18 protein-coding genes are annotated in these 19,590 nt (G+C 35.6%); 6 read left to right on the forward strand and 12 right to left on the reverse strand.

Annotated elements, in window-relative coordinates; all coding sequences use genetic code 11:
• The first annotated feature begins 5 nt into the window (after window positions 1-5).
• Together H4K33_RS08190 and H4K33_RS08195 are read left to right on the forward strand one after the other, a co-directional pair.
• Complete coding sequence (locus H4K33_RS08190) at window positions 6-707, forward strand: hypothetical protein (RefSeq protein ID WP_182647972.1); 702 nt, start codon at window positions 6-8, stop codon at window positions 705-707.
• 132 nt (window positions 708-839) lie between these two features.
• A complete protein-coding gene (locus H4K33_RS08195; protein WP_182647973.1) occupies window positions 840-3,326 on the forward strand; it encodes a DUF5686 and carboxypeptidase regulatory-like domain-containing protein in 2,487 nt (828 codons plus the stop codon).
• Window positions 3,327-3,433: 107 nt separating this feature from the next.
• Here H4K33_RS08195 and pheS read toward each other — a convergent pair whose 3' ends face one another.
• Window positions 3,434-4,450: a phenylalanine--tRNA ligase subunit alpha gene (gene pheS, locus H4K33_RS08200; RefSeq protein WP_182647974.1), complete on the reverse strand. Its 1,017-nt coding sequence runs from the start codon at window positions 4,448-4,450 to the stop codon at window positions 3,434-3,436.
• A gap of 84 nt (window positions 4,451-4,534) precedes the next feature.
• Complete coding sequence (locus H4K33_RS08205) at window positions 4,535-4,891, reverse strand: hypothetical protein (RefSeq protein ID WP_182647975.1); 357 nt, start codon at window positions 4,889-4,891, stop codon at window positions 4,535-4,537.
• Window positions 4,892-4,987: 96 nt separating this feature from the next.
• Between H4K33_RS08205 and H4K33_RS08210 the strand changes: the two genes are divergently transcribed.
• Window positions 4,988-5,527 (forward strand): CvpA family protein, encoded by a 540-nt coding sequence (locus H4K33_RS08210; protein WP_182647976.1) that lies wholly within the window; start codon window positions 4,988-4,990, stop codon window positions 5,525-5,527.
• Here H4K33_RS08210 and H4K33_RS08215 read toward each other — a convergent pair.
• From H4K33_RS08215 to H4K33_RS08250, 8 genes are all read right to left on the reverse strand, one after another.
• A complete protein-coding gene (locus tag H4K33_RS08215) occupies window positions 5,524-6,285 on the reverse strand; it encodes a tetratricopeptide repeat protein (protein WP_182647977.1) in 762 nt (253 codons plus the stop codon). The genes H4K33_RS08210 and H4K33_RS08215 overlap by 4 nt on opposite strands.
• Window positions 6,285-8,048: a BatD family protein gene (locus H4K33_RS08220; RefSeq protein ID WP_182647978.1), complete on the reverse strand. Its 1,764-nt coding sequence runs from the start codon at window positions 8,046-8,048 to the stop codon at window positions 6,285-6,287. Before H4K33_RS08220 ends, H4K33_RS08215 begins: the two co-directional genes overlap by 1 nt.
• Before the next feature lie 8 nt (window positions 8,049-8,056).
• Entirely contained in the window at window positions 8,057-8,899 is an 843-nt protein-coding gene (locus H4K33_RS08225) for a tetratricopeptide repeat protein (protein ID WP_255493617.1), read from the reverse strand.
• 19 nt (window positions 8,900-8,918) lie between these two features.
• Entirely contained in the window at window positions 8,919-9,950 is a 1,032-nt protein-coding gene (locus tag H4K33_RS08230; RefSeq protein ID WP_182647980.1) for a VWA domain-containing protein, read from the reverse strand.
• A gap of 7 nt (window positions 9,951-9,957) precedes the next feature.
• Window positions 9,958-10,959 carry a VWA domain-containing protein gene (locus H4K33_RS08235; RefSeq protein WP_182647981.1) on the reverse strand — a complete coding sequence of 334 codons (1,002 nt, stop codon included), beginning with the start codon at window positions 10,957-10,959 and terminating at the stop codon, window positions 9,958-9,960.
• A 2-nt stretch (window positions 10,960-10,961) separates the two neighbouring features.
• Window positions 10,962-12,599 (reverse strand): BatD family protein, encoded by a 1,638-nt coding sequence (locus tag H4K33_RS08240; RefSeq protein ID WP_182647982.1) that lies wholly within the window; start codon window positions 12,597-12,599, stop codon window positions 10,962-10,964.
• A gap of 1 nt (window position 12,600) precedes the next feature.
• Window positions 12,601-13,464, reverse strand: coding sequence for a DUF58 domain-containing protein (locus H4K33_RS08245; protein ID WP_182647983.1), 864 nt, complete (start codon window positions 13,462-13,464; stop codon window positions 12,601-12,603).
• Between the two features lie 82 nt (window positions 13,465-13,546).
• Window positions 13,547-14,551 (reverse strand): MoxR family ATPase, encoded by a 1,005-nt coding sequence (locus tag H4K33_RS08250; protein ID WP_182647984.1) that lies wholly within the window; start codon window positions 14,549-14,551, stop codon window positions 13,547-13,549.
• A 168-nt stretch (window positions 14,552-14,719) separates the two neighbouring features.
• Here H4K33_RS08250 and H4K33_RS08255 point away from each other — a divergent pair, with 168 nt between their 5' ends.
• Genes H4K33_RS08255 through H4K33_RS08265 form a run of 3 tightly spaced genes read left to right on the forward strand, consistent with a single transcriptional unit; the run spans window position 14,720 to window position 17,193 of the window.
• Entirely contained in the window at window positions 14,720-15,868 is a 1,149-nt protein-coding gene (locus H4K33_RS08255) for a DUF5929 domain-containing protein (protein WP_182647985.1), read from the forward strand.
• The gene (locus H4K33_RS08260; RefSeq protein WP_182647986.1) at window positions 15,861-16,595 is read left to right on the forward strand and encodes a metallophosphoesterase family protein; all 735 of its coding nucleotides are present in this window, start codon (window positions 15,861-15,863) and stop codon (window positions 16,593-16,595) included. The genes H4K33_RS08255 and H4K33_RS08260 overlap by 8 nt, the downstream gene beginning before the upstream one ends.
• A gap of 40 nt (window positions 16,596-16,635) precedes the next feature.
• A complete protein-coding gene (locus H4K33_RS08265) occupies window positions 16,636-17,193 on the forward strand; it encodes a DUF3575 domain-containing protein (RefSeq protein WP_182647987.1) in 558 nt (185 codons plus the stop codon).
• 68 nt (window positions 17,194-17,261) lie between these two features.
• Here H4K33_RS08265 and H4K33_RS08270 read toward each other — a convergent pair whose 3' ends face one another.
• Window positions 17,262-18,809: an aldehyde dehydrogenase family protein gene (locus tag H4K33_RS08270; RefSeq protein WP_182647988.1), complete on the reverse strand. Its 1,548-nt coding sequence runs from the start codon at window positions 18,807-18,809 to the stop codon at window positions 17,262-17,264.
• A 247-nt stretch (window positions 18,810-19,056) separates the two neighbouring features.
• A complete protein-coding gene (locus H4K33_RS08275; RefSeq protein WP_182647989.1) occupies window positions 19,057-19,578 on the reverse strand; it encodes a 3-hydroxyanthranilate 3,4-dioxygenase in 522 nt (173 codons plus the stop codon).
• Between the last annotated feature and the right edge of the window lie 12 nt (window positions 19,579-19,590).

Consider the following 19,590-nt stretch of genomic DNA (forward strand, 5'->3'; position numbering starts at 1 on the left):
AATCAATGGAAAGAAAGATCATACAATCAGAAATAGAACAGTTGCATCGCTTTGTTTGTAAACACTATGTTGAATTTTACGACGTACAACTCGAACTAGTGGATCACTTAGCTAATGATATTGAAGCACAATGGAAAGAAGCTCCTGCTTTGTCTTTTGAAGTAGCCTTAGATTGCGCTTTTAAAAAATTTGGAATATTCGGTTTTAGCGATGTCGTAGAGCAAAAAGTAAATAAATTGAGTAGTGCCTACTATAAAAAAAGCTTTCACTTGTTGCTTGACTTTTTTACTATTCCCAAGATTTTAATCTCAACTGCTTTATTTTTAGTGATTTACATCCTTTTTCAATACCTAAGTGATACCTATGCTCTTTATGCTAATGAGATAATTAAAGGTGTATTTATGGGATTATTGGTTGTTCAATTTATTCAATTGATACGAAAAAAAATCAAGCGAAAAAAAGAGAGTCAGACACAATGGCTACTTGATTCTGTCTTGTATAGTCTGGAAATTTGGCCATACTATTTGATGTTTACTCTTGTGTTTCACAGTTTTTTACTTGCTAGAACGAGTACTATTTTGCTGGTGCTGCAAGCCTTTTTTGTCACAGCAATTATTTTGTATGTGTATGTTTTAAAAGTGATTGTTGTTCCTCTAATAGAAAAAGATTTAGAGCAACAAAAGAAACAGCTTACTCTTATTGGATAAAAGAAAACAAAAGCAACCAATTCGGTTGTTTTTTTTATGTAGAAAGAAAAGGAATATAAATATCGCATTTTGTAAAAGTGTAACATAAAACAAAGAGCTGCGTCTTATGCTATATCAACCAAAAAATAACGTATGAAACAGTTATTCACCTTATTTTCGTTTTTTTTATCCATATTCTCTTTTGCTCAAGTATCGGGTACAATCGTCGATCATGAAGGAAAACCAATTAGTTATGCTACAATCATCCTAGAACAAACTCAACAAGGTGCAATTAGCAATGACAAAGGGTTATTCGAAATTAAACCTAAATCAGAAGGGAATTTGACTTTTGTTTTTCAATTTTTAGGCTATAAAACTGAGCGCAAAACTATTCAGTACCTTGAAAAACCATTGAACATTGATATTGTATTACAAGAAGAAGAGTTTCAACTCGACGATATCGTGATTAAAGTAGGGAAAAACCCTGCAGATGAGATTATTCGAAGAGCAATTGCTAATAAAGAAATTAACACCAAAGGTTTGGCCTCTTTCTCAGCAGACTTTTACTCGAAAGGAATGATCAAGAGCTTAAAGATTCCCAAATTTGCACAAGATAAAATTTCAGTAAACGACAGTAAGGTTGTGGGTATTGATTCACTTGGACAAGGAATTTTGTATTTATCAGAAACGGTATCTCAATTAAAATACCAAAAACCCAACCAACTCAAAGAACACATTGTAGCTTCTAAGGTAAGTGGAAGTAACAACGGTTATAGTTTCAATACGGCTGATGAGTCTTTCTATGACTTTTATGAGAATCAGCTAAAAATTGCTGATTTCGACATGCAAATGGTTTCTCCCTTATCCAATCAAGCATTCGCCTTTTATAAGTATAGTCTTGAAGCAACATTTAAAGACAATGGTGTTTTGATTAACAAGATTAAAGTAACACCTAAGGTAAAGAATCAACCTGTTTTTTATGGGGATATTTACATTGTTGACCAATCTGCTGCTTTATATGGTGTTGATCTAACAGTTACAGGGGTGAGTTTACAACAGCCTTTTATTGAATCGATAACAGTTAGTCAAAATTTTTTCTATAATGATGGAAATCGCACCTGGGTGAAGCGTTCACAAACCTTAGATATGATGATTGCCCTATTTGGCTTTAAAGGACAAGGTGTTTTCCTAAGTGTATTTAATAACTACAACTTCAATCCAAATTTTACACGGGCAGATTTTGGTAAGGAGGTTCTGTCTTTTGCCAAAGATGCTAATAAAAAAGAGGATGATTTTTGGAGTAATCATCGTTTGTATCCTCTCTCTACTGAAGAAGTAAGAGATTATCAATTTAAGGATAGTATTCGAGCACGCAAAGATTCACCAGAGTATAGAGACAGTATTCGAATGGTGTATAATCGCTTTAGAGTTTCCTCTCCTCTCTTTGGATATAATTATAGAAGCAAAAACGAGCGTTTTACTTTAAACTATGATGGACTAATAGATTTGGACAGAATAGGATTTAATACGGTTCAAGGATTTTATATGGGTACAGGTTTATCAGCTAAACTATATGCGAAAGATAAACAATCTTATACGCGTGCGGCAGTTGATTTTGATTATGGTTTTGCGTCAGAGCGCCTTAGAGCATATGGAACGATTAGTCATCAGATGAATGACGTGCATAAATCGAGAATATATGTAAAAGGAGGAACAAAAATTGAGCAATTTCACCAAGATAATATTAGTGAGCTACTCAACAGTGCTTTCTCCTTGCTTTTTAGAAAGAATTTTGCCAAATACTATAACAAGGAAGAGTTCTATGCAGGATATAAAGGGAAATTTGCAGAAGAAGCGATCTCCTTGTCTACTGAAATAGGCTATGAACAGAGAAAACCGCTGTTTAACAACGCAAATGGATCTTTTTATACCGGAAGTAGAGCGTATACCTCAAATGATCCCACAGCGCCTTTAAACGATTGGAGCGCGCCTATCGAATTACAACATTTGTACAAATTTAGAATTGGAGCAACAATCAACCTCGGAATGACCTATGCTTCTTATCCAGAAGGACGCTGGTATATTCCTAATACCAAATATCCGAAAATTAAAGTCGACTATGAGAAAGCCTTTGCCGGAAATTTAAGTCGTTATAATTATGATTTGGTAACAGCTGGTGTTCAACAAGATATTTCCTTTCAAAATAAAGGAGAGTTTTCATACAACCTGAAAGCAGGTCACTTCTTCAATGCTGATGGTATTTCCTATGTGGATCGCAAACACTTTACAGGAAACCAAACGCACTTGAATATAGAGAATGATCGAATGAGTTCGTTTAACCTGTTGCCGTATTACAGTTTAAGTACAAACAAATCTTTTGTAGAAACTCATTTAGAGTATAATTTCAAAGGATTCATTATGAATCGTCTGCCTTTGTTGAAATGGACGGGATGGAATGTTGTTGCTGGTTATCACAATGCAGCAATGTCAGATACAAAAGCATACCAAGAATTTACAGTCGGATTGTCTAACATTGGTTTTGGCAGTATGAAAGGGTTTCGCTTAGACTATGTCCGTGCGTATCAGGGAAGTCAATTCTTCAAAGATGGTGTGATGATTGGATTTAAGAAAGATTTTTAAAGTTAGTTTAATACTTGGGTTGAATACTGAATTTAGTTTATAACCTGTTCAATCCAAAAAAAAGCCCGATACATTGTATCGGGCTTTTGTATAATAGAAAAATGCGATTAAAAGTTTACTTTAAATTGCTCTAAGAAGCGAACATCGTTTTCATAGAACATGCGGATATCGCTGATTTGGTATAATAACATAGCGATACGCTCGATACCCATACCAAAGGCAAATCCACTGTATTCATTAGCATCGATGTTACAGTTGGTCAATACATTTGGATCAACCATACCACATCCCATGATTTCTAACCAACCTGTTCCTTTTGTAATTCTATAATCTACTTCTGTTTTTAATCCCCAATAAATATCTACTTCAGCACTTGGTTCTGTAAATGGGAAATAAGAAGGGCGTAGACGAATTTTAGACTTGCCAAACATTTCTTTGGTAAAGTATAGCAACGTTTGTTTTAAGTCTGCAAAAGACACATCTTTATCAATGTATAAACCTTCTACTTGGTGGAAAATACAGTGTGAACGAGATGAGATGTCTTCATTTCTAAATACACGTCCTGGAGAAATTGTACGCAAAGGCGGTTTGTGATCCTCCATATAACGTGCCTGCACCGATGAGGTATGAGTACGCAATAAGTGTTGAGGATTTGACTGAACAAAGAACGAATCTTGCATATCACGTGCTGGGTGATAGTCAGGGAAGTTCAATGCAGAGAAGTTGTGCCAATCGTCTTCAATCTCCGGTCCTTCAGAAATAGTAAAACCAATGCTGTTAAAAATATCAACAATTTGATTTTTTACAAGTGAAATAGGATGTCTAGATCCGATAAGTGTAGGGTAACCAGGACGCGTTAAATCGCCATATAACCCTTGTACATTCTTAGATTCTATTTCCTCTTGGATGGTTTTTACTTTAGTTTCAATGGCGCTTTTTAACGTATTAATCGCCTGACCGAATTCCTTTTTCTGATCATTAGGAACGGTTTTAAAATAAGCAAATAACTCGTTTAAGATTCCCTTTTTAGAAAGGAATTTAATTCTAAAAGCTTCTAGTTGTTCTTTGTTATCGGTTTGGAAATGTTCTGCCTCTCCGATGTATTCTTTTATTTTATCTATCATTTTAAGTAAAGTAAAAGGCAAATTTACTGCTTTTCATTTAGACATAAAATTTAAAGCATGCTAAATTTTTTATTTATCCAGGTTTTAGTCAATATATTTTCGCTCTAAGAAGTAATGGACAATTGCTTCTTTCATCAAGACACTTTGTTCACCTGCTCTTAATGCGGGTAGTTGTTCTTTTACCGTATAGTGTGGCCAACCGTCGTCGTCGTAGCGATCAAATTCATAGTATCCGTAGGGCTCAAGTAGGCGGCATATAGCGATATGCATCAAATTAACTTTATCGTCTTTTTTATATCGTTTTTTAATTTTACCTAGTTCTTGAACACCAATAAGATAGATGATTGATTCTAGATCAAGGACTTCGCCGTCTCCAAAGCGGGTAGATATCTTTTGTACCACATCGTCCCAACGCTTTTTTAATTGTTCATCTCTTGCCATATTGTTGTTTGTTTGAATGAAACAAAGATACAATTTAGTTATGACGAAGATTTATAGAAAAAATAATAATTTAGTAGTTTCTAAAATGTAGATGGAATGATATTCGATATATTGGCCCTATTGGCTTTAATTTTTGGTGTGTTTAAGGGGGTGAAAAACGGTTTTTTTGTATCTGTAGTTGCCTTCTTATCCCTGTTGATTGGCACAATGGGAGCTTTAAAGTTTTCTAATGTAGTTAAAGATTTTTTACAACATAAATGGGGGTGGGAATCTAGTTTCTTGCCCGTTTTGTCTTTTGTAATTGCTTTTGTATTAGCTATTCTAGCTGTGCGATTAGCTGCTCAACTTACAACGAAAATTTTTGAAGCGGCTTTTCTCGGTTTTTTTAATCGAATATTAGGCGCTCTTTTTCAAATATTAGTGGTTGTTTTGGTAATGAGCTTGCTCTATTCCCTATTGGATCAGGTGAATAACCGATTGATTGTCGTTAGCCCTGAAACCTTAGCTAGTGCGAAGAGTTACCAAGTTTACTTGTTCGTATCAGAACATATTTTTCCAAGTTTGTTTGATATGGTAAAGTATCTATTTGAAAAAAGCGTAGATGTTTTGCAAACACCTACGCCAGAATCTATTTAAATTTCGCGAATAACATCTTTGTTAATCCAACCTGTTTCCTGGTTTTCTAATCGAATCTGAATCCATAAACCTTTTCGATCAAGAATAAAAACTTTGGTGCCTTTGTGTAATTCTTTAATCGTTGTTGAGGTTGTTTTTGCTTCTTCTTTGAGATCTGTTTTTGCTGCAAATACAATACCTGTGTCTAGTGTTTCAGTATAGCTGTCTTCAAATACTGCTGCATAAATACTCCCTGCACCAACGACCACACTTAGCAACATTGCGACGAATAAAATTCGCTTTACAGCACTGCGATGGGTAAGGTAATAGGCAATAAAGAATGCAAGTAGTGCTAAACTAGAAAAAGTGGCTAGAATAGCCCAACCATCCACAGATAGCTTACCCAATGTTTGATGGGCAATAGCGGCCTTGTCATATTCTTGAATGATGGTGATGTCATCTTCTAAGTGTTCCTTAGTAAAATTGAGATTGGTTTTTGCTTCTTGCATATTTGGATCTAATTGCAAGGCTTTTTCATAGTAGTAAACCGCTTCAACATAGTCACCCGTTTTGTAATAGGCATTGGCTAAATTAAAATACAGCTCAGGTGAGTTGTCGTAAAATTGAGCCAGTGCTAGATAACCTTCGATAGCTTCTTTAAAGTGTTCCTTTTGAAAAGTTTCATTTACTTTGTCAAAAGTCTTTTGCCAATCCGTTGTTTGCGCATAAGTACCTATGCCAAACAAAGCAAATACAAGATAAAAAGTTAACTTTTTCATTAGGCTTTAAATTGTTTTTCCAATTGATCAATAACATCAATCGCCGTTTCGTAATCTTTTGCTATATTAACTTGTTCCGTTGGGGTATAACGCGCCCATTCACAAGCATTTTTAAGACTCATAAATGATTGAATTGCTTCTGGTGTAATGGCTTTTTCCTGTAAGATCTCGGTGATATTATCATTGCTCATTTCACTAGTTTCCATTTGCAATTTTGCCTTTAAAAAGTTGTGTAGACAACGTTCTAAAGCCTCATAAAATAGAGCCTTGTCATTCATTTGCTTTTTCGCTTCGCTCAAGTATTTTTTCGCCAATCGATTATTTCTTCTCAATCGATTTCCTTCCACATCATTGGCTCTAGCTGCTTTAGCTCGGCTAATTAACACGAATAAAGGCATGGCTAAAATAGGTGCAAATAACAAGAAATAGAATAAAGAAGTTTTCCAATATGAAGACTTTTGATGCTCAACAAAGGTCAATTTTGCTTTGTTTTTTTGGAAAAAATCTTGGTCATCAGGACTATCTACTCCCGCTACTTCTTTGTTTGTTGGTAGTGTTGGACCGTCTAAAACGTTGATTTTAATCGTATCTGTTTTGATGGTTTTGTATTGCTTTGACGCTAAATCAAAATAGGAAAACTCCATTGGATCAATGTTGTATTCTCCTTTATATTGTGGAATAATAGTGTATTTATTTGTGCGATTTCCCTGTAATCCTGAGGCTGTTGGGGTTAACTTTTCTGAATATTGTGGGTCGTATACTTCTAAGGCAGAATGAGCAACAGGTGTAGGAAGGGTAACTAAATTTAGATTTCCTTTACCCGAAACACTTACCGTTAAATTGAGCGATTCACCTGCTTTGAGTTCTTGTTTTGAAGGGGTTACTTTAAAGGCAAATTCCCCTACACCACCAGAAAAATCGGCAGGTCTATCTTTTTGAGGTAAGTCTTGTGCATCAATCGTAATGGATTGAGAGCTATACTCTTTTTCAACTAAACCGTATTCAGGAAACCCAAAGAAATCTCTACGGCCTGTGGGAACTTCTACCTGTACAGTTAAAGATAGAGGTTTGATGATTTGTTTACCCACTTCTTGAGCCATAATGATATCTTGTTTCAATACCACATAATTGTAAAGCTCCCCTTTGTATTTGCCTTGCTTTAATTCAGGGCGTTGCGGCATTTCAATGTTGTAAGTCCAAAATTTGTCATATGTCGGAATCTCATTGCCGCGATATCCTCCAACATTGGCATTAAAATATAATTTATATACAATGCTAATAGGCTCGTTGATAAAAGGTTTGGTTTTAGATACTTCTGCAACTAAGTGTACCTTATCTAAGGATCCCTGCTGCATTTGATTCATGCGTTGACGAGGATCTTGGCGTTCTACCGCATCTGTAACCGTTATGGTAATAGGATTGGTAGTAAGGGTTTCACCTTCAATTTGGATACTTGCCTTTCCAATAGTAAATTTTCCTTTTCGTTTGGGTTGCAAAAGAAAGGAATATGACTTTTTAAACGATTTTCTACCGTTAATCCAAGAATAACTAACTGAACTACTAGGCCCCCCTACAACAGTAAACGCCTCAAATGAAGGAGGTGAAAAATTATCACCATCACTATTCATCGTAAATTCAATTTGAATAACGTCGTTTAAAGGTACTTGTTCTTTGTTCACACTCGCTTCAAAGCTCACTTGAGCGAGTAGCGGCTGTGTGAAGAGAATACAAAAAAATACAATATGTAAGTATAATGATCTCATAGTTTAGCTTACCAATCTTTTTTACGTTGTGTAGAAGCGCCTTGTGCTTCTCCTTTTTTGTCTCCTTTTTTATTCTTGTCAATTAAACGTTGTTGAACTGCTTGCTCATCGCGGTTAACAGCATCTAATATACGTTGCATTTGTTCTTTATTCTGTTGCTGTTGTGGACTAGGTTGTTGTTTCTGATCGGAGTTTTGATCTTGTTTATCTTCTTGGTTGTCTCCTTGATCTTTTTTGTTGTCTCCTTTGTCGTCTTTGTTTTGATCTTGGTTTTGATCCTTATTCTGATCTTTGTTATCCTGATTCTGGTCTTTATTTTGATCCTGATTATCTTGATTTTGATCCTTGTTGTCCTGGTTCTGATCCTTGTTATCTTTATTCTGATCTTGGTTTTGATCCTGATTTTGATCGTTTTGTGGATTTTCCTCGTTTAGTTTTTTTGCGACAGCATAATTATAACGAGTTTCGTCATCTTTTGGATTATTTCTCAGCGCATTTTTATAAGCTTCTTCTGCTGCTTTATAGTTTTTTTCAGCCATATAAGCATTTCCTAAATTGTGGAATGCGCGGTGTTTTGCTTCTTTTGTTGTGGCTTCTTTCGTTGCTCTTGTGTAAGCCGAAATAGCTTCTTTACTTTGTTTTTGACGAAGTAAGCTATTGCCCAAGTTATAAGTTGCTGTTTCTTTTTTTTCGCTTTTAGAAGAAGCAACACGATAGGCTGCTTCAGATTGATTAAATTGCTTGTGTTCATAGGTTTCATTTCCTATAGTCAAAGCACGACCTGCTGATTGAGCAAAGCACGTCAATGAAGCAAAGAAAAGCAATAGAAAGGAGAAATATATATTTTTCATTTTTTTACAAGTATAAGCATTATTCTTTTTCATTGAAGAGGTTCAACTTCTTCATCCAACTCGTTTTGCGTTCAAGAATAAACAAATCAATGAGAATAAACAAAAAGGCAAGGCCTAAAAACCATTGAAACTGTGACTGAAATTCAGCGATTTGTTGAGATTCAAAATCTGTTTTCTCAATTTTATTCAGCTCATTGGTAATTAAATCGACGATTTCTTGTGTATTTGATCCATAGAAATATTTTCCGCCTGTGGCATCAGCAATGTGTTTGAGTGTCGTCGGATCCAACTTGGTTGTTACAATTTCATTGTCCCAATCTCTTTTGTATTCTATTCCTTTGGCAGTGCGGATGGGGATAGGTCCTCCTTTTTCTGTTCCGACTCCGATCGTAATAATCTTAATCTTTTTATCTTTTGCTATTTGAATTGCTGCATCGATATTTTCTCCGTGATCTTCACCATCTGAGATTAGAATCATCACTTTGCTTGTTCTTGGGTTGTCAAAGTAATTACTCGCCACGTAAATAGCATCTTCTAACGCTGTTCCTTGAGAAGAAACCATATCAGTATTCATCGATTGCAAGTACATCTTTGCCGCATAATGATCGGTTGTAATAGGCAGCATCGGAAAAGCACTTCCTGCATACCCTACGATTCCAATTCGATCAGGACCTAAATTATTGATGATTTGAGAGGTTAGTTGTTTCATTTTAGATAGGCGGTCAGGAGCCATATCTTGCGCTAACATACTCTTTGAAACATCTAAGGTAAATACAATATCTACTCCTTGTCTTTTTACCGTAACGATGCGCGTTCCGATTTTTGGATTGACTAAAGCAAGTACTAAACAAATCAACGCTGCAAAATATAAACAAGCTTTTAGAATTGGTTTATTTGCTGATTTGTTGGGTGCTAATGCATGTAGTGCTTTAGTTGTAGCAAATGTTTTTTGCACTTTCTTTTTCCACAGTATTTCCCATACAATGAGCAGTGCAATTACTGCAATTGCAATTAGTAATAGAAAATATTTTTTGTCGTCTAATTCCCACATAATGCTGTTAAATAAATCCTCTAAATAGTGTTTTACTCAGAATAAAATCCAAGGCTAATAAGAAAAACGCAAGTAGAGCGAATAGCCTAAATTTTTCATCTGTATTTACATATTTCTGTTCGTCTATTTTAGTTTTTTCTAGCTGATTGATTTCGTCATATATATTTTTAAGACTTTGTGTGTTTGTAGCTCTAAAGTATTGCCCTCCTGTTTCCTTTGCAATTGTTTTCATTAAAGCTTCGTCTAATTCAACAGGAATCTTATCGAAGATGATTTCGCCATTAGGGCGCATACCTACCGGTGATTCTGCAAGACCATTGGTTCCTATTCCGATCGTGTATATCTTGATATTAAATTCTTTGGCAATTTGAGTCGCCATTAAAGGATCTACAGTTCCTGTGTTGTTAACCCCATCCGTTAAGAGAATAATAACTCTGCTCTTGGCAGGACTGTTCTTAATGCGATTAATCGCCGTTGACAATCCAACACCAATAGCGGTACCATCTCTTAAATCATCTGAGTATCGAATATCTCGTAACGAATTCAAAAGCAGTGTTTTATCGCTAGTGACTGGGGTTTTGGTATAGGCTTCTGCAGCGTAAATAACAATTCCAATGCGATCAGCTACTCGTTGGCTTACGAAATCACCCGCAACTTCTTTTAGCGCTTCTAAGCGATTAGGCTTTAAATCTCGAGCTAACATACTACCCGAAATATCCATCGCCATTACTATGTCAATTCCATGTGTCGAATGAATCTGATGGTCAACACTAATTACTTGTGGTCGTGCTAATGCTACGATTATTCCACTTAAAGCTAGTGTTCTCAAAAGAATAGACAAAGGTAATAAGCGAACTAAAAAAGTAGAATGACCTGTAAAAGCGGCCGTTGAACTCAACTTTAGTGTTGCTTTTTGTTTTTTTCTGTTTCTATACCAAATAAAAATGACAAGCGGTAATAGTAGAAACAACCAAAAGAATTCAGGATGTAAAAAGGTTGCATTTCTCATAATTACTTCTCTTGTTTGTATTGCATAGAGTCAAATACCTTTTCGGTAATTTCATCTGCATATTGATCTTCCGTATGGTGGAAAATCCACATTTGATTTAAAACGTTTTTATTTTCGTGACTTAAGACACATTCAAAGCTTATTTTTTGCTCTTTTCCTTTGGTTTTTTCCGATTGAAGTACAAATGTACCTTTTGCTTTTAACCCTGTCAATCCGGAAGCATTTTCAAACTTTTCATGTGCAATTTCAATCTGCTCCACTGCGTAATCTTTAATGATTAGCTTCAGCGAATGATCTATAATCTCTTCATCGGTATATTTAAAGTCTTTGCCCGTTTCTATTGTACTAAGGGTGATGAAAATAGATTCGTCTAATTCTCCTCCTTTAAATTGTTGGATATTCTCAATCCCGTCAATTCCGCTGTTATTTACTGTTGGATCATTTTTTCGAATTAACACTTCTGGTGTACTCACGGTTAAACCTAGACCACTACCATACGTACTAGTTATCCATTCTTGATTGAGCAGGCGTTTTGTTGAGTTGAATGTAAACAAGTTTAAACTTTGCTCAGATGTGATGTTAATCAAATAAATAATTCCAATACACAGCATCAGTGTTGCCGTGATGGCACTTGGAACTCCCAAACGTATTCTCTTCCTTTTTCTCTTGCGATCTTCTCTCAGGCGAATGCGTTCTGTTTGAGTAGCTGCAGAAATAGGATATGCGGTATTGATTTCATTAATAATCTTTTGTGTGTTAACTGTATCACCTGCAATTTCATTGTCACTAGGTTGCGACTTTGCGAACTTTACTAAATCCGCAGTATCTAGTACGCGTTTGAATTCACTGATCACTTTAGGATCAATTTTAATGTCTTTGTCGCGTAAGGTACCTTTTAGGATAGAAATCGTTTCAAAGGTGGTAAGCTCACGGGCTGAAATGCCAAAAGTATCTTCAATAAATGCACGTGCAATATCCGTCATCTCTGAGTAATAAGGCTTGGCATCTCCTCGAGTCCAATTTTGCTTTTCTTCCAATTGTTTGAGCTTAGTAACTGCTTTCTCAAAAGGGGTATTATACTTGTCATCTTCCGTTAAATTCTTGTCTTGACGTTTTTTAATGAAGATATAAACGGCAAATCCAATTAGAACGGCTATAATAAGAAAAGCCAAGTAGTACCAACTAGTGGAAGGGGCAGCTCCTGTTTTTGAAATGGACTTGATATCGTATAGCGGTGTTTTTAAAGTGTCTACCGCTACATTTTGTACCTGAATACGTATAGAATCTGTATGGTACGGTTTTGAATCGATGAGAACTGCTAAAGCAGGAATCGTATAGCTCCCTTCGTCAAACTGAGTTAAATCGTATTTTTTCGTCAATTCGAAGAAGTTGTCTTTTGTTACGGTATCAATCGGATAAGAGTCTAAAATTTCTAGAGAACCAAGGGTCTCCGATTCAGGAAAAAGAACCTTGCTACTTTTTGGGGCAATGGCTCGAATGGTATATTGAATAGGTTCTCCTATCTTGATGGAAGTAGTGTCTACTTTTGTTTCAAGAGGTACTTGAGCTAACATCAACTGAGATGATAACAAAAGAATAAGTACGCTTAAAAGATTGTATTTTTTTCTATTCAGTGTCATTTTATCTAGCTTTGAAATACCCTAATAATTTTTTTACATAACTCTCGTCTACACGCATGTTGATTACACCAGCACCACATTTTGAAAAGGTTTTCTTGAACTGATCCTCTTGCTTTAAAAAGTGAGCGGCGTATTGAAGTCTAACTTCTTTACTCCCTGTGTTGATTAATTGTTCTTCTTTACTTTCGGCATCATATACGTTGATTAAACCAACATTGGGAAGTTCTTTTTCGCGTTGATCATAGATGCGGATTCCCGTAATGTCATGCTTTTTGGCTGCTATCTTTAAGGTGCTTTCGTAAGGGGGCGTAATAAAATCAGACAAGATAAAAACAATGGCTTTTTTCTTGATGACTTTAGACAAATAAGACAAGGCAAATGCCAAGTCTGTTTGTTGACTTTTAGGCTTGAAATCAATAAGTTCACGAATGATTCTTAAGACATGTGTTTTCCCTTTTTTTGGAGGTACAAATAATTCTATTTGGTCTGAAAACAGAATAAGTCCAATTTTATCGTTGTTTTGAGTAGCGGAAAAAGCCAATGTTGCAGCGATTTCCGTTACGATTTCTTGCTTAAAGGCATCCGTAGAACCAAAGTTTTCCGATCCGCTGATATCTACCAAAAGCATGAGTGTCAGCTCTCTTTCTTCTTCAAATACTTTGATATACGGTTCGTTATAGCGCGCAGTAACATTCCAATCAATGGCGCGTACGTCGTCGCCAAATTGGTACTGTCGCACTTCAGAAAAAGTCATACCACGACCCTTAAAGGAAGTGTGATACTCCCCAGAAAAAATGTGATCACTTAAACGCTTGGTTTTGATCTCAATTTTTTTGACCTTTTTTAAAATTTCCTTGGTTTCCATTGTAAAAGAATTATTCAAAAATAATTACACCCTTTAAAAGAGGTAATCGTTTAATAAACAGATGACACATAGTTGGGGACAACTATGGCACTTCTATTTCGTTTACAATTTGATTGATGATATCAACAGAGGTGATGCTTTCTGCTTCTGCTTCGTAGGTAACGCCAATACGGTGACGCAATACATCGATAACTACAGCGCGAACATCCTCTGGAATAACATAACCTCTTCGCTTGATAAAAGCATAACATTTAGCTGCTGTTGCTAAATTGATACTTCCACGTGGAGAAGCACCAAAACTAATAAGCGGTTTTAGTTTCTCAAGTTTGAATTGTTCTGGATAACGCGTCGCAAAAATGATATCAAGTATATATTTTTCGATCTTTTCGTCCATATATACTTTTTTTACTGCATCTTGAGCACGTTTGATTTGCTCTAACGTAACAACAGGATTTATCGTTTGTTTTTCGCCTGCTAAATTTTGGCGGATAACAAGGCGTTCTTCTTCTAATTTAGGGTAATCAATAACCGTTTTTAACATGAAACGGTCCATTTGAGCTTCTGGTAATGGATAAGTTCCCTCTTGTTCAACAGGGTTTTGTGTCGCCATAACCAAAAAAGGCTTGTCTAAAGGATAGGTCGAGTCACTAATTGTAACTTGTTTTTCCTGCATCGCTTCTAAAAGCGCAGACTGTACTTTTGCTGGTGCACGGTTAATCTCATCCGCTAAAATAAAGTTCGCAAAAATTGGACCTTTGCGAATAGAGAAGTCATTTTCTTTTACATTGTAGATCATCGTACCGATTACGTCGGCAGGTAATAAATCTGGTGTAAATTGAATTCTATTAAACGATCCGTGTACAGCTTTTGACAGGGTGTTGATAGCTAGTGTTTTAGCTAATCCCGGCACACCTTCAAGTAAAATGTGTCCTTGTCCTAGTAATCCAATTAACAATCGATCAATCATGTGCTTTTGACCAACAATAGCTTTGTTCATCTCCATGGTTAGGATGTCAATAAAAGCACTTTCTCTTTCTATAAGTTCATTTAATTCTCGAATATCGTAATTTGATCCGGGTGTTTCCATAATAAAAGTTTTGTCTGAAAAATAACGCTCATTTAATTATTCATGCAAATTCAAAAAATATTCGCTATAAAGTTGTTAATAGATGGTTAAATCTAAAGTAGCGCTTCAACATTTGGGCATGATTTATGGGTTTCTTTTTATAATTTTAAGAACAAAAAATAATTTGCAATGATTAATAAGCGATTACTTATTAAAAATCTATTAGCTCAATATGATGAGAATAGTTTCTATGATAAGAAACGGCAGCTAAATTTACATACCAAATCGGGGAAAGCAAAATTTTTAAAACATATTTGTGCCTTGTCTAACTCAAATCCTGAAAATAATTCATTTATTATCGTTGGAGTAGAGGATAATAACAACGAATTGGTCGGTGTTGACTTTTATGATGATAGCAAGATTCAAAATCTAGTAAATGCCTATTTTTCTAATCCTCCTAGCATTACCTATGACAATGTAACTTTTACGGATTTAGCAGAAGATAAAGTAATTGGCTTGGTAACCATCTTTCCCAATGTTGAGCTTACTACATTTAAACGTGCAATAGGTGAGATTACAGAGGGAGTGTATTTTTCTAGAGTAGGGAGCACATCTGTTCCCAATGGTCCTCTGATCTATAATGGCAATAAAAATGATGTAGAAAGCGTTGAGAAGAATTCTCAGAATAACTTAAAAGATGTACTTGACAGTGTGGTTCGCTACATGACACATTCCTCGAAAGACATTCACGCTAATTACAAAGTGTTTAAGGAACAATTTGTCATTTGTTGGATGGGAAAAAAAATGAATATTCGCGGTATTCCCTTTTACTCTCGAATGGATATTGAGTTTGTCAATGAACAAATTAAATTGTTTTACTCTTCCTTGGACGTGGTAACACTGTTTTACGATACGGAATCATTTGTATTGACAGAGTATTTAAATCTAGGGCTAAACGACGGAACCAGCTATTACCCTTTTGAAGAAGTTCGACTCGTATTTTACGATAATGGAAGTTATGCCATGGAAAGTAAAATGTTGTTTGAACCACCTAAATACAACGAAAATATTCTAGAACATATCTATCGAAATAGCGTGAAAGTAATTCATAAGATTCTGGGCGAAGAGCGTTTGACCAATAAGGAGGAACGCGTTTTGAATAAATTATGTTACAATATGATGTTGTGCTATTTGAATGGTTTCGAACAAGCTAAAGAACAACTAATTTCGGTTAAAGATTATTTAAAGTTTGCGAATGACCCAGAGTTGTTTAACGGCTTTAAACAAGTTATGCGTATCTTGCGAAAGCTTAAATACGAAACAGAAACTTATGAGTAGAACATTGGTTGTTGGGGATATTCATGGAGGATATAAAGGATTAGTACAACTTTTTGAACGAGCCAACGTAACACAAGAAGATCAACTTATTTTTTTAGGAGATTATGTAGATGGATGGAGTGAATCACCCGAGGTAGTAGAATTTTTATTTGCTATAGCACAAACAAACCGCTGTGTGTTTTTAAGGGGTAATCACGAGAGTTTATTGACTAAATGGATTAAGACCCGAGAGGAAAACCCACAATGGTTTAAAAATGGCGGTGATGCATCTGTTGCTGCCTACAAAAAACTAAGCGAGACCGACATAAACAAACACTTGGCTTTTTTTGAAAAGCTGGAGAATTACTATATAGATGAAGAAAACCGCTTATTTGTTCATGCAGGTTTTACGAATCCACGTGGAATTCAAGCGGAGTTTTTTGAAGAATATCTCTACTGGGATCGCACTTTATGGGAAATGGTCATGTCGATGGATCCTAATTTAGATCAAAGTAGTGATCTTTATCCTCGACGATTAAAATTTCATAAGGAGATTTATATCGGACATACGCCGGTGACGCATTTTGGCTTTGATCAGCCAGTGAATTTTGCCAATGTGTGGAACCTAGACACAGGAGCTGCTTTTCTTGGGAAAATAAGTATAATGGATATTGATACGAAAGAATTTTGGCAAAGTGATTGCCTTGCAGATTTGTATCCTAATGAAGTCGGTAGAAATCACAAATAGGCTAAAAAATTATATCTTTGTAAGCAAAAGTTTAGAAAAAATGAAAAAAATAATCGCAGCTGCTTTTTTAATTGGTAGCATCTTGGGTGTAAAAGCACAAGCTGTAAATGAAGTTAAGATCAATATTCTTAATACGATCGTTATACCTTCTATCGAGTTAGGATATGAGCATTTTATTGATCATAATCAATCGATAGGGGTTGATGTACATTTTATGGACCGCTTTTCGTACTATCACGAAAGCAAATCAAAAGATCAAAAGTTCAACACAACAAGTTTGGCTTTAAATTACAAGTATTATTTCGGTGGTGCTAATGGTGCAAATGGAAGTGGATACTCAGTTTCTCCTTTTATTAAGTATCGTTTTGGTAATTTTAAAGAAGACAAATACGTGGCAGAGATTGACGGTGTAGCACGTGTGAAAACAGATATGAATAGCTTTATTGTGGGAATTGGCTTTGGTCACAAATGGACTATGGGTGATTCTTTTGCAATAGAACCTTTCGTTAATGTGGCAAGAAACTTTAGCAGTGAGGTAAATGATCGTTTTTCTGCAATCGAATTCAATGCAGGAGTGATGATTGGATACCGTTTCTAACTAAAGAAAAAGTATAGAAATAAAAAAGACGTCTTCTAGAGACGTCTTTTTTTTATGGTTGAATTTGATTAGAAATCAAATTTAATACCTTGTGCTAAAGGAAGTTCGCTTCCGTAGTTAATTGTATTGGTTTGTCTTCTCATGTAAGCTTTCCAAGCATCAGATCCAGACTCACGTCCTCCACCTGTTTCTTTTTCACCTCCAAAAGCTCCACCAATTTCAGCACCTGAAGTACCGATATTAACGTTTGCAATTCCACAATCAGAACCTGCTTGAGAAAGGAATAATTCCATTTCACGCATGTTGTTTGTAAAGATTGATGAAGATAATCCTTGAGGAACACCATTTTGCATGTCGATTGCCTCTTGGATTGTGTTGTATTTCATTACGTATAAAATTGGAGCGAATGTCTCTGCTTGAACAATTTCAAACTCGTTTTTAGCCTCAATAATACAAGGTTTAACGTAGCAACCACTTTCATATCCAGCACCTTCTACTACTCCACCTTCTACGATTATTTTTCCACCTTCTTTTTTCGCTTTCTCAATTGCATTTAAGTAATCTTGAACTGCTCCTTTGTCGATAAGTGGTCCTACGTGATTTGCAGCATCTAAAGGGTTTCCAATTTTCAATTGTGCATAAGCGCTTTGTAATACTTGGATAGTTTTATCGTAAACACTTTCATGGATGATTAAACGACGTGTTGAAGTACAACGTTGACCTGCTGTACCAACAGCTCCAAATACAGCTCCAACTAATACCATGTTGATATCGGCATGCTCAGAAACGATGATTGCATTGTTTCCACCCAATTCTAAAATTGTGTTTCCAAAACGCTCAGCAACAGTTTTTGATACGTGACGTCCAATGCGAGTTGATCCTGTGAAAGACACTAATGGAATTCTGTGGTCATTATTCATTAAATCTCCACATTCATTTCCTACTACTAGGTTACAAACTCCTTCTTGAATTCCGTTAGCTTTGAAAACTTTAGCAATAATGTTTTGACAAGCTACCGCACATAAAGGTGTTTTTGAACTTGGTTTCCATACACATACGTCTCCACAAACCCAAGCAATCATAGTATTCCAGCTCCACACCGCTACAGGGAAGTTGAAAGCAGAAATAATTCCAACAATTCCAATTGGATGCCATTGCTCATACATTCTGTGCATTGGTCTTTCAGAGTGCATTGTTAATCCGTATAATTGACGAGATAATCCCACTGCGAAATCACAGATGTCAATCATTTCTTGAACTTCACCTAAACCTTCTTGTAAACTTTTACCCATTTCATAAGAAACAAGTTTTCCAAGGTGCTCTTTATTGTTGCGTAATTCCTCTCCGATTTGACGAACGATATCCCCTCTTTTTGGTGCAGGAACTAATCTCCAAGATTTATAAGCCTCTTGTGCAGTTTGCATTACTTTTTCGTAATCTTCTGCTGTTGAAGCTTTTACTTTTCCTATTAATTCACCAGTTGCAGGCGAGTATGATTCGATAATTCTTCCGTTAGAAAATGAATTTAAACCCGTTGAAGTACCGTTGTTTACTTCTTCAAGTCCTAAATGCTTCATCGCATCCAAAATTCCAAATTGGTCATTTGTTGTTGCCATTATTCTTCTTTTATAGTTTATAAGATAGTTCTTGGCTAAGATATAAAAATAATTTTAGCCAAGAGGTGTTAATAAAAACACATCATTTTACTTTATTATTAAGTTGTTGACAATTATTTGAAATAAATGCAACTTTTATTTTGTGCAAACTGTGAAATTCTAATTAGGTTGTTAGTGACAACCGTATGTTCACTCAAAATAAAAAAATGAGGGGCTTTTTATGTTGTATTTGTTGGTAATTTATTTGTTAAGGTACAGCATCCATGATGCAGTTGCAATGGGAACAAGTACGCAACTCTTGCGAATTGTAAAAATGTGTAAAATGAGGTAAAAAATCTTTTTCTATATCCGTTAGTTCGAAATAAACTTCATATAATTTTTCATTGCAATTCTCGCAATACCAAATTAACCCATCTTTTGCATGCGGATCTTTTCTTTTCGTTTCTACAACCAAGCCTACAGAGTTAGCTGTTCGAATAGGCGAGTGGGGCATTTTAGCCGGTAATAAGTAAATATCACCAGGGTTCAATGTAACGCGCTTTCTTTCACCATCTTCTTGAATGTCGATGTAGATAGTGCCTTCCAATTGAAAGAAAAACTCCTCATTTTCATTGTAATGAAAATCTTTGCGATTATTGGGACCCCCAACAACCATAATGATGTAATCTTTTGCCTCTACAAAGAGGTTTTTATTGGATACAGGTGGTTTCAGTAAGTCTTTGTTTTCATGAACCCACTGTAAAAGATTAAAGGCTACGGCATTACTCATAGGATAAAAATG

Origin of the sequence: Myroides sp. WP-1 (assembly GCF_014145635.1) — a bacterium.
GTDB lineage: Bacteria > Bacteroidota > Bacteroidia > Flavobacteriales > Flavobacteriaceae > Flavobacterium.

What these genes read in the sequence shown, in the direction of transcription:
- H4K33_RS08215 (WP_182647977.1), bottom strand. Translation starts at nt 6,285, where the DNA reads ATGAAAAAGTTAACTTTTTATCTTGTATTTGCTTTGTTTGGCATAGGT.
- H4K33_RS08245 (WP_182647983.1), bottom strand. Translation starts at nt 13,464, where the DNA reads ATGGAAACCAAGGAAATTTTAAAAAAGGTCAAAAAAATTGAGATCAAA.
- H4K33_RS08250 (WP_182647984.1), bottom strand. Translation starts at nt 14,551, where the DNA reads ATGGAAACACCCGGATCAAATTACGATATTCGAGAATTAAATGAACTT.
- H4K33_RS08230 (WP_182647980.1), bottom strand. Translation starts at nt 9,950, where the DNA reads ATGTGGGAATTAGACGACAAAAAATATTTTCTATTACTAATTGCAATT.
- H4K33_RS08260 (WP_182647986.1), top strand. Translation starts at nt 15,861, where the DNA reads ATGAGTAGAACATTGGTTGTTGGGGATATTCATGGAGGATATAAAGGA.
- H4K33_RS08205 (WP_182647975.1), bottom strand. Translation starts at nt 4,891, where the DNA reads ATGGCAAGAGATGAACAATTAAAAAAGCGTTGGGACGATGTGGTACAA.
- H4K33_RS08235 (WP_182647981.1), bottom strand. Translation starts at nt 10,959, where the DNA reads ATGAGAAATGCAACCTTTTTACATCCTGAATTCTTTTGGTTGTTTCTA.
- pheS (WP_182647974.1), bottom strand. Translation starts at nt 4,450, where the DNA reads ATGATAGATAAAATAAAAGAATACATCGGAGAGGCAGAACATTTCCAA.
- H4K33_RS08195 (WP_182647973.1), top strand. Translation starts at nt 840, where the DNA reads ATGAAACAGTTATTCACCTTATTTTCGTTTTTTTTATCCATATTCTCT.
- H4K33_RS08240 (WP_182647982.1), bottom strand. Translation starts at nt 12,599, where the DNA reads ATGACACTGAATAGAAAAAAATACAATCTTTTAAGCGTACTTATTCTT.
- H4K33_RS08225 (WP_255493617.1), bottom strand. Translation starts at nt 8,899, where the DNA reads ATGAAAAATATATATTTCTCCTTTCTATTGCTTTTCTTTGCTTCATTG.
- H4K33_RS08255 (WP_182647985.1), top strand. Translation starts at nt 14,720, where the DNA reads ATGATTAATAAGCGATTACTTATTAAAAATCTATTAGCTCAATATGAT.
- H4K33_RS08265 (WP_182647987.1), top strand. Translation starts at nt 16,636, where the DNA reads ATGAAAAAAATAATCGCAGCTGCTTTTTTAATTGGTAGCATCTTGGGT.
- H4K33_RS08210 (WP_182647976.1), top strand. Translation starts at nt 4,988, where the DNA reads ATGATATTCGATATATTGGCCCTATTGGCTTTAATTTTTGGTGTGTTT.
- H4K33_RS08190 (WP_182647972.1), top strand. Translation starts at nt 6, where the DNA reads ATGGAAAGAAAGATCATACAATCAGAAATAGAACAGTTGCATCGCTTT.
- H4K33_RS08275 (WP_182647989.1), bottom strand. Translation starts at nt 19,578, where the DNA reads ATGAGTAATGCCGTAGCCTTTAATCTTTTACAGTGGGTTCATGAAAAC.
- H4K33_RS08270 (WP_182647988.1), bottom strand. Translation starts at nt 18,809, where the DNA reads ATGGCAACAACAAATGACCAATTTGGAATTTTGGATGCGATGAAGCAT.
- H4K33_RS08220 (WP_182647978.1), bottom strand. Translation starts at nt 8,048, where the DNA reads ATGAGATCATTATACTTACATATTGTATTTTTTTGTATTCTCTTCACA.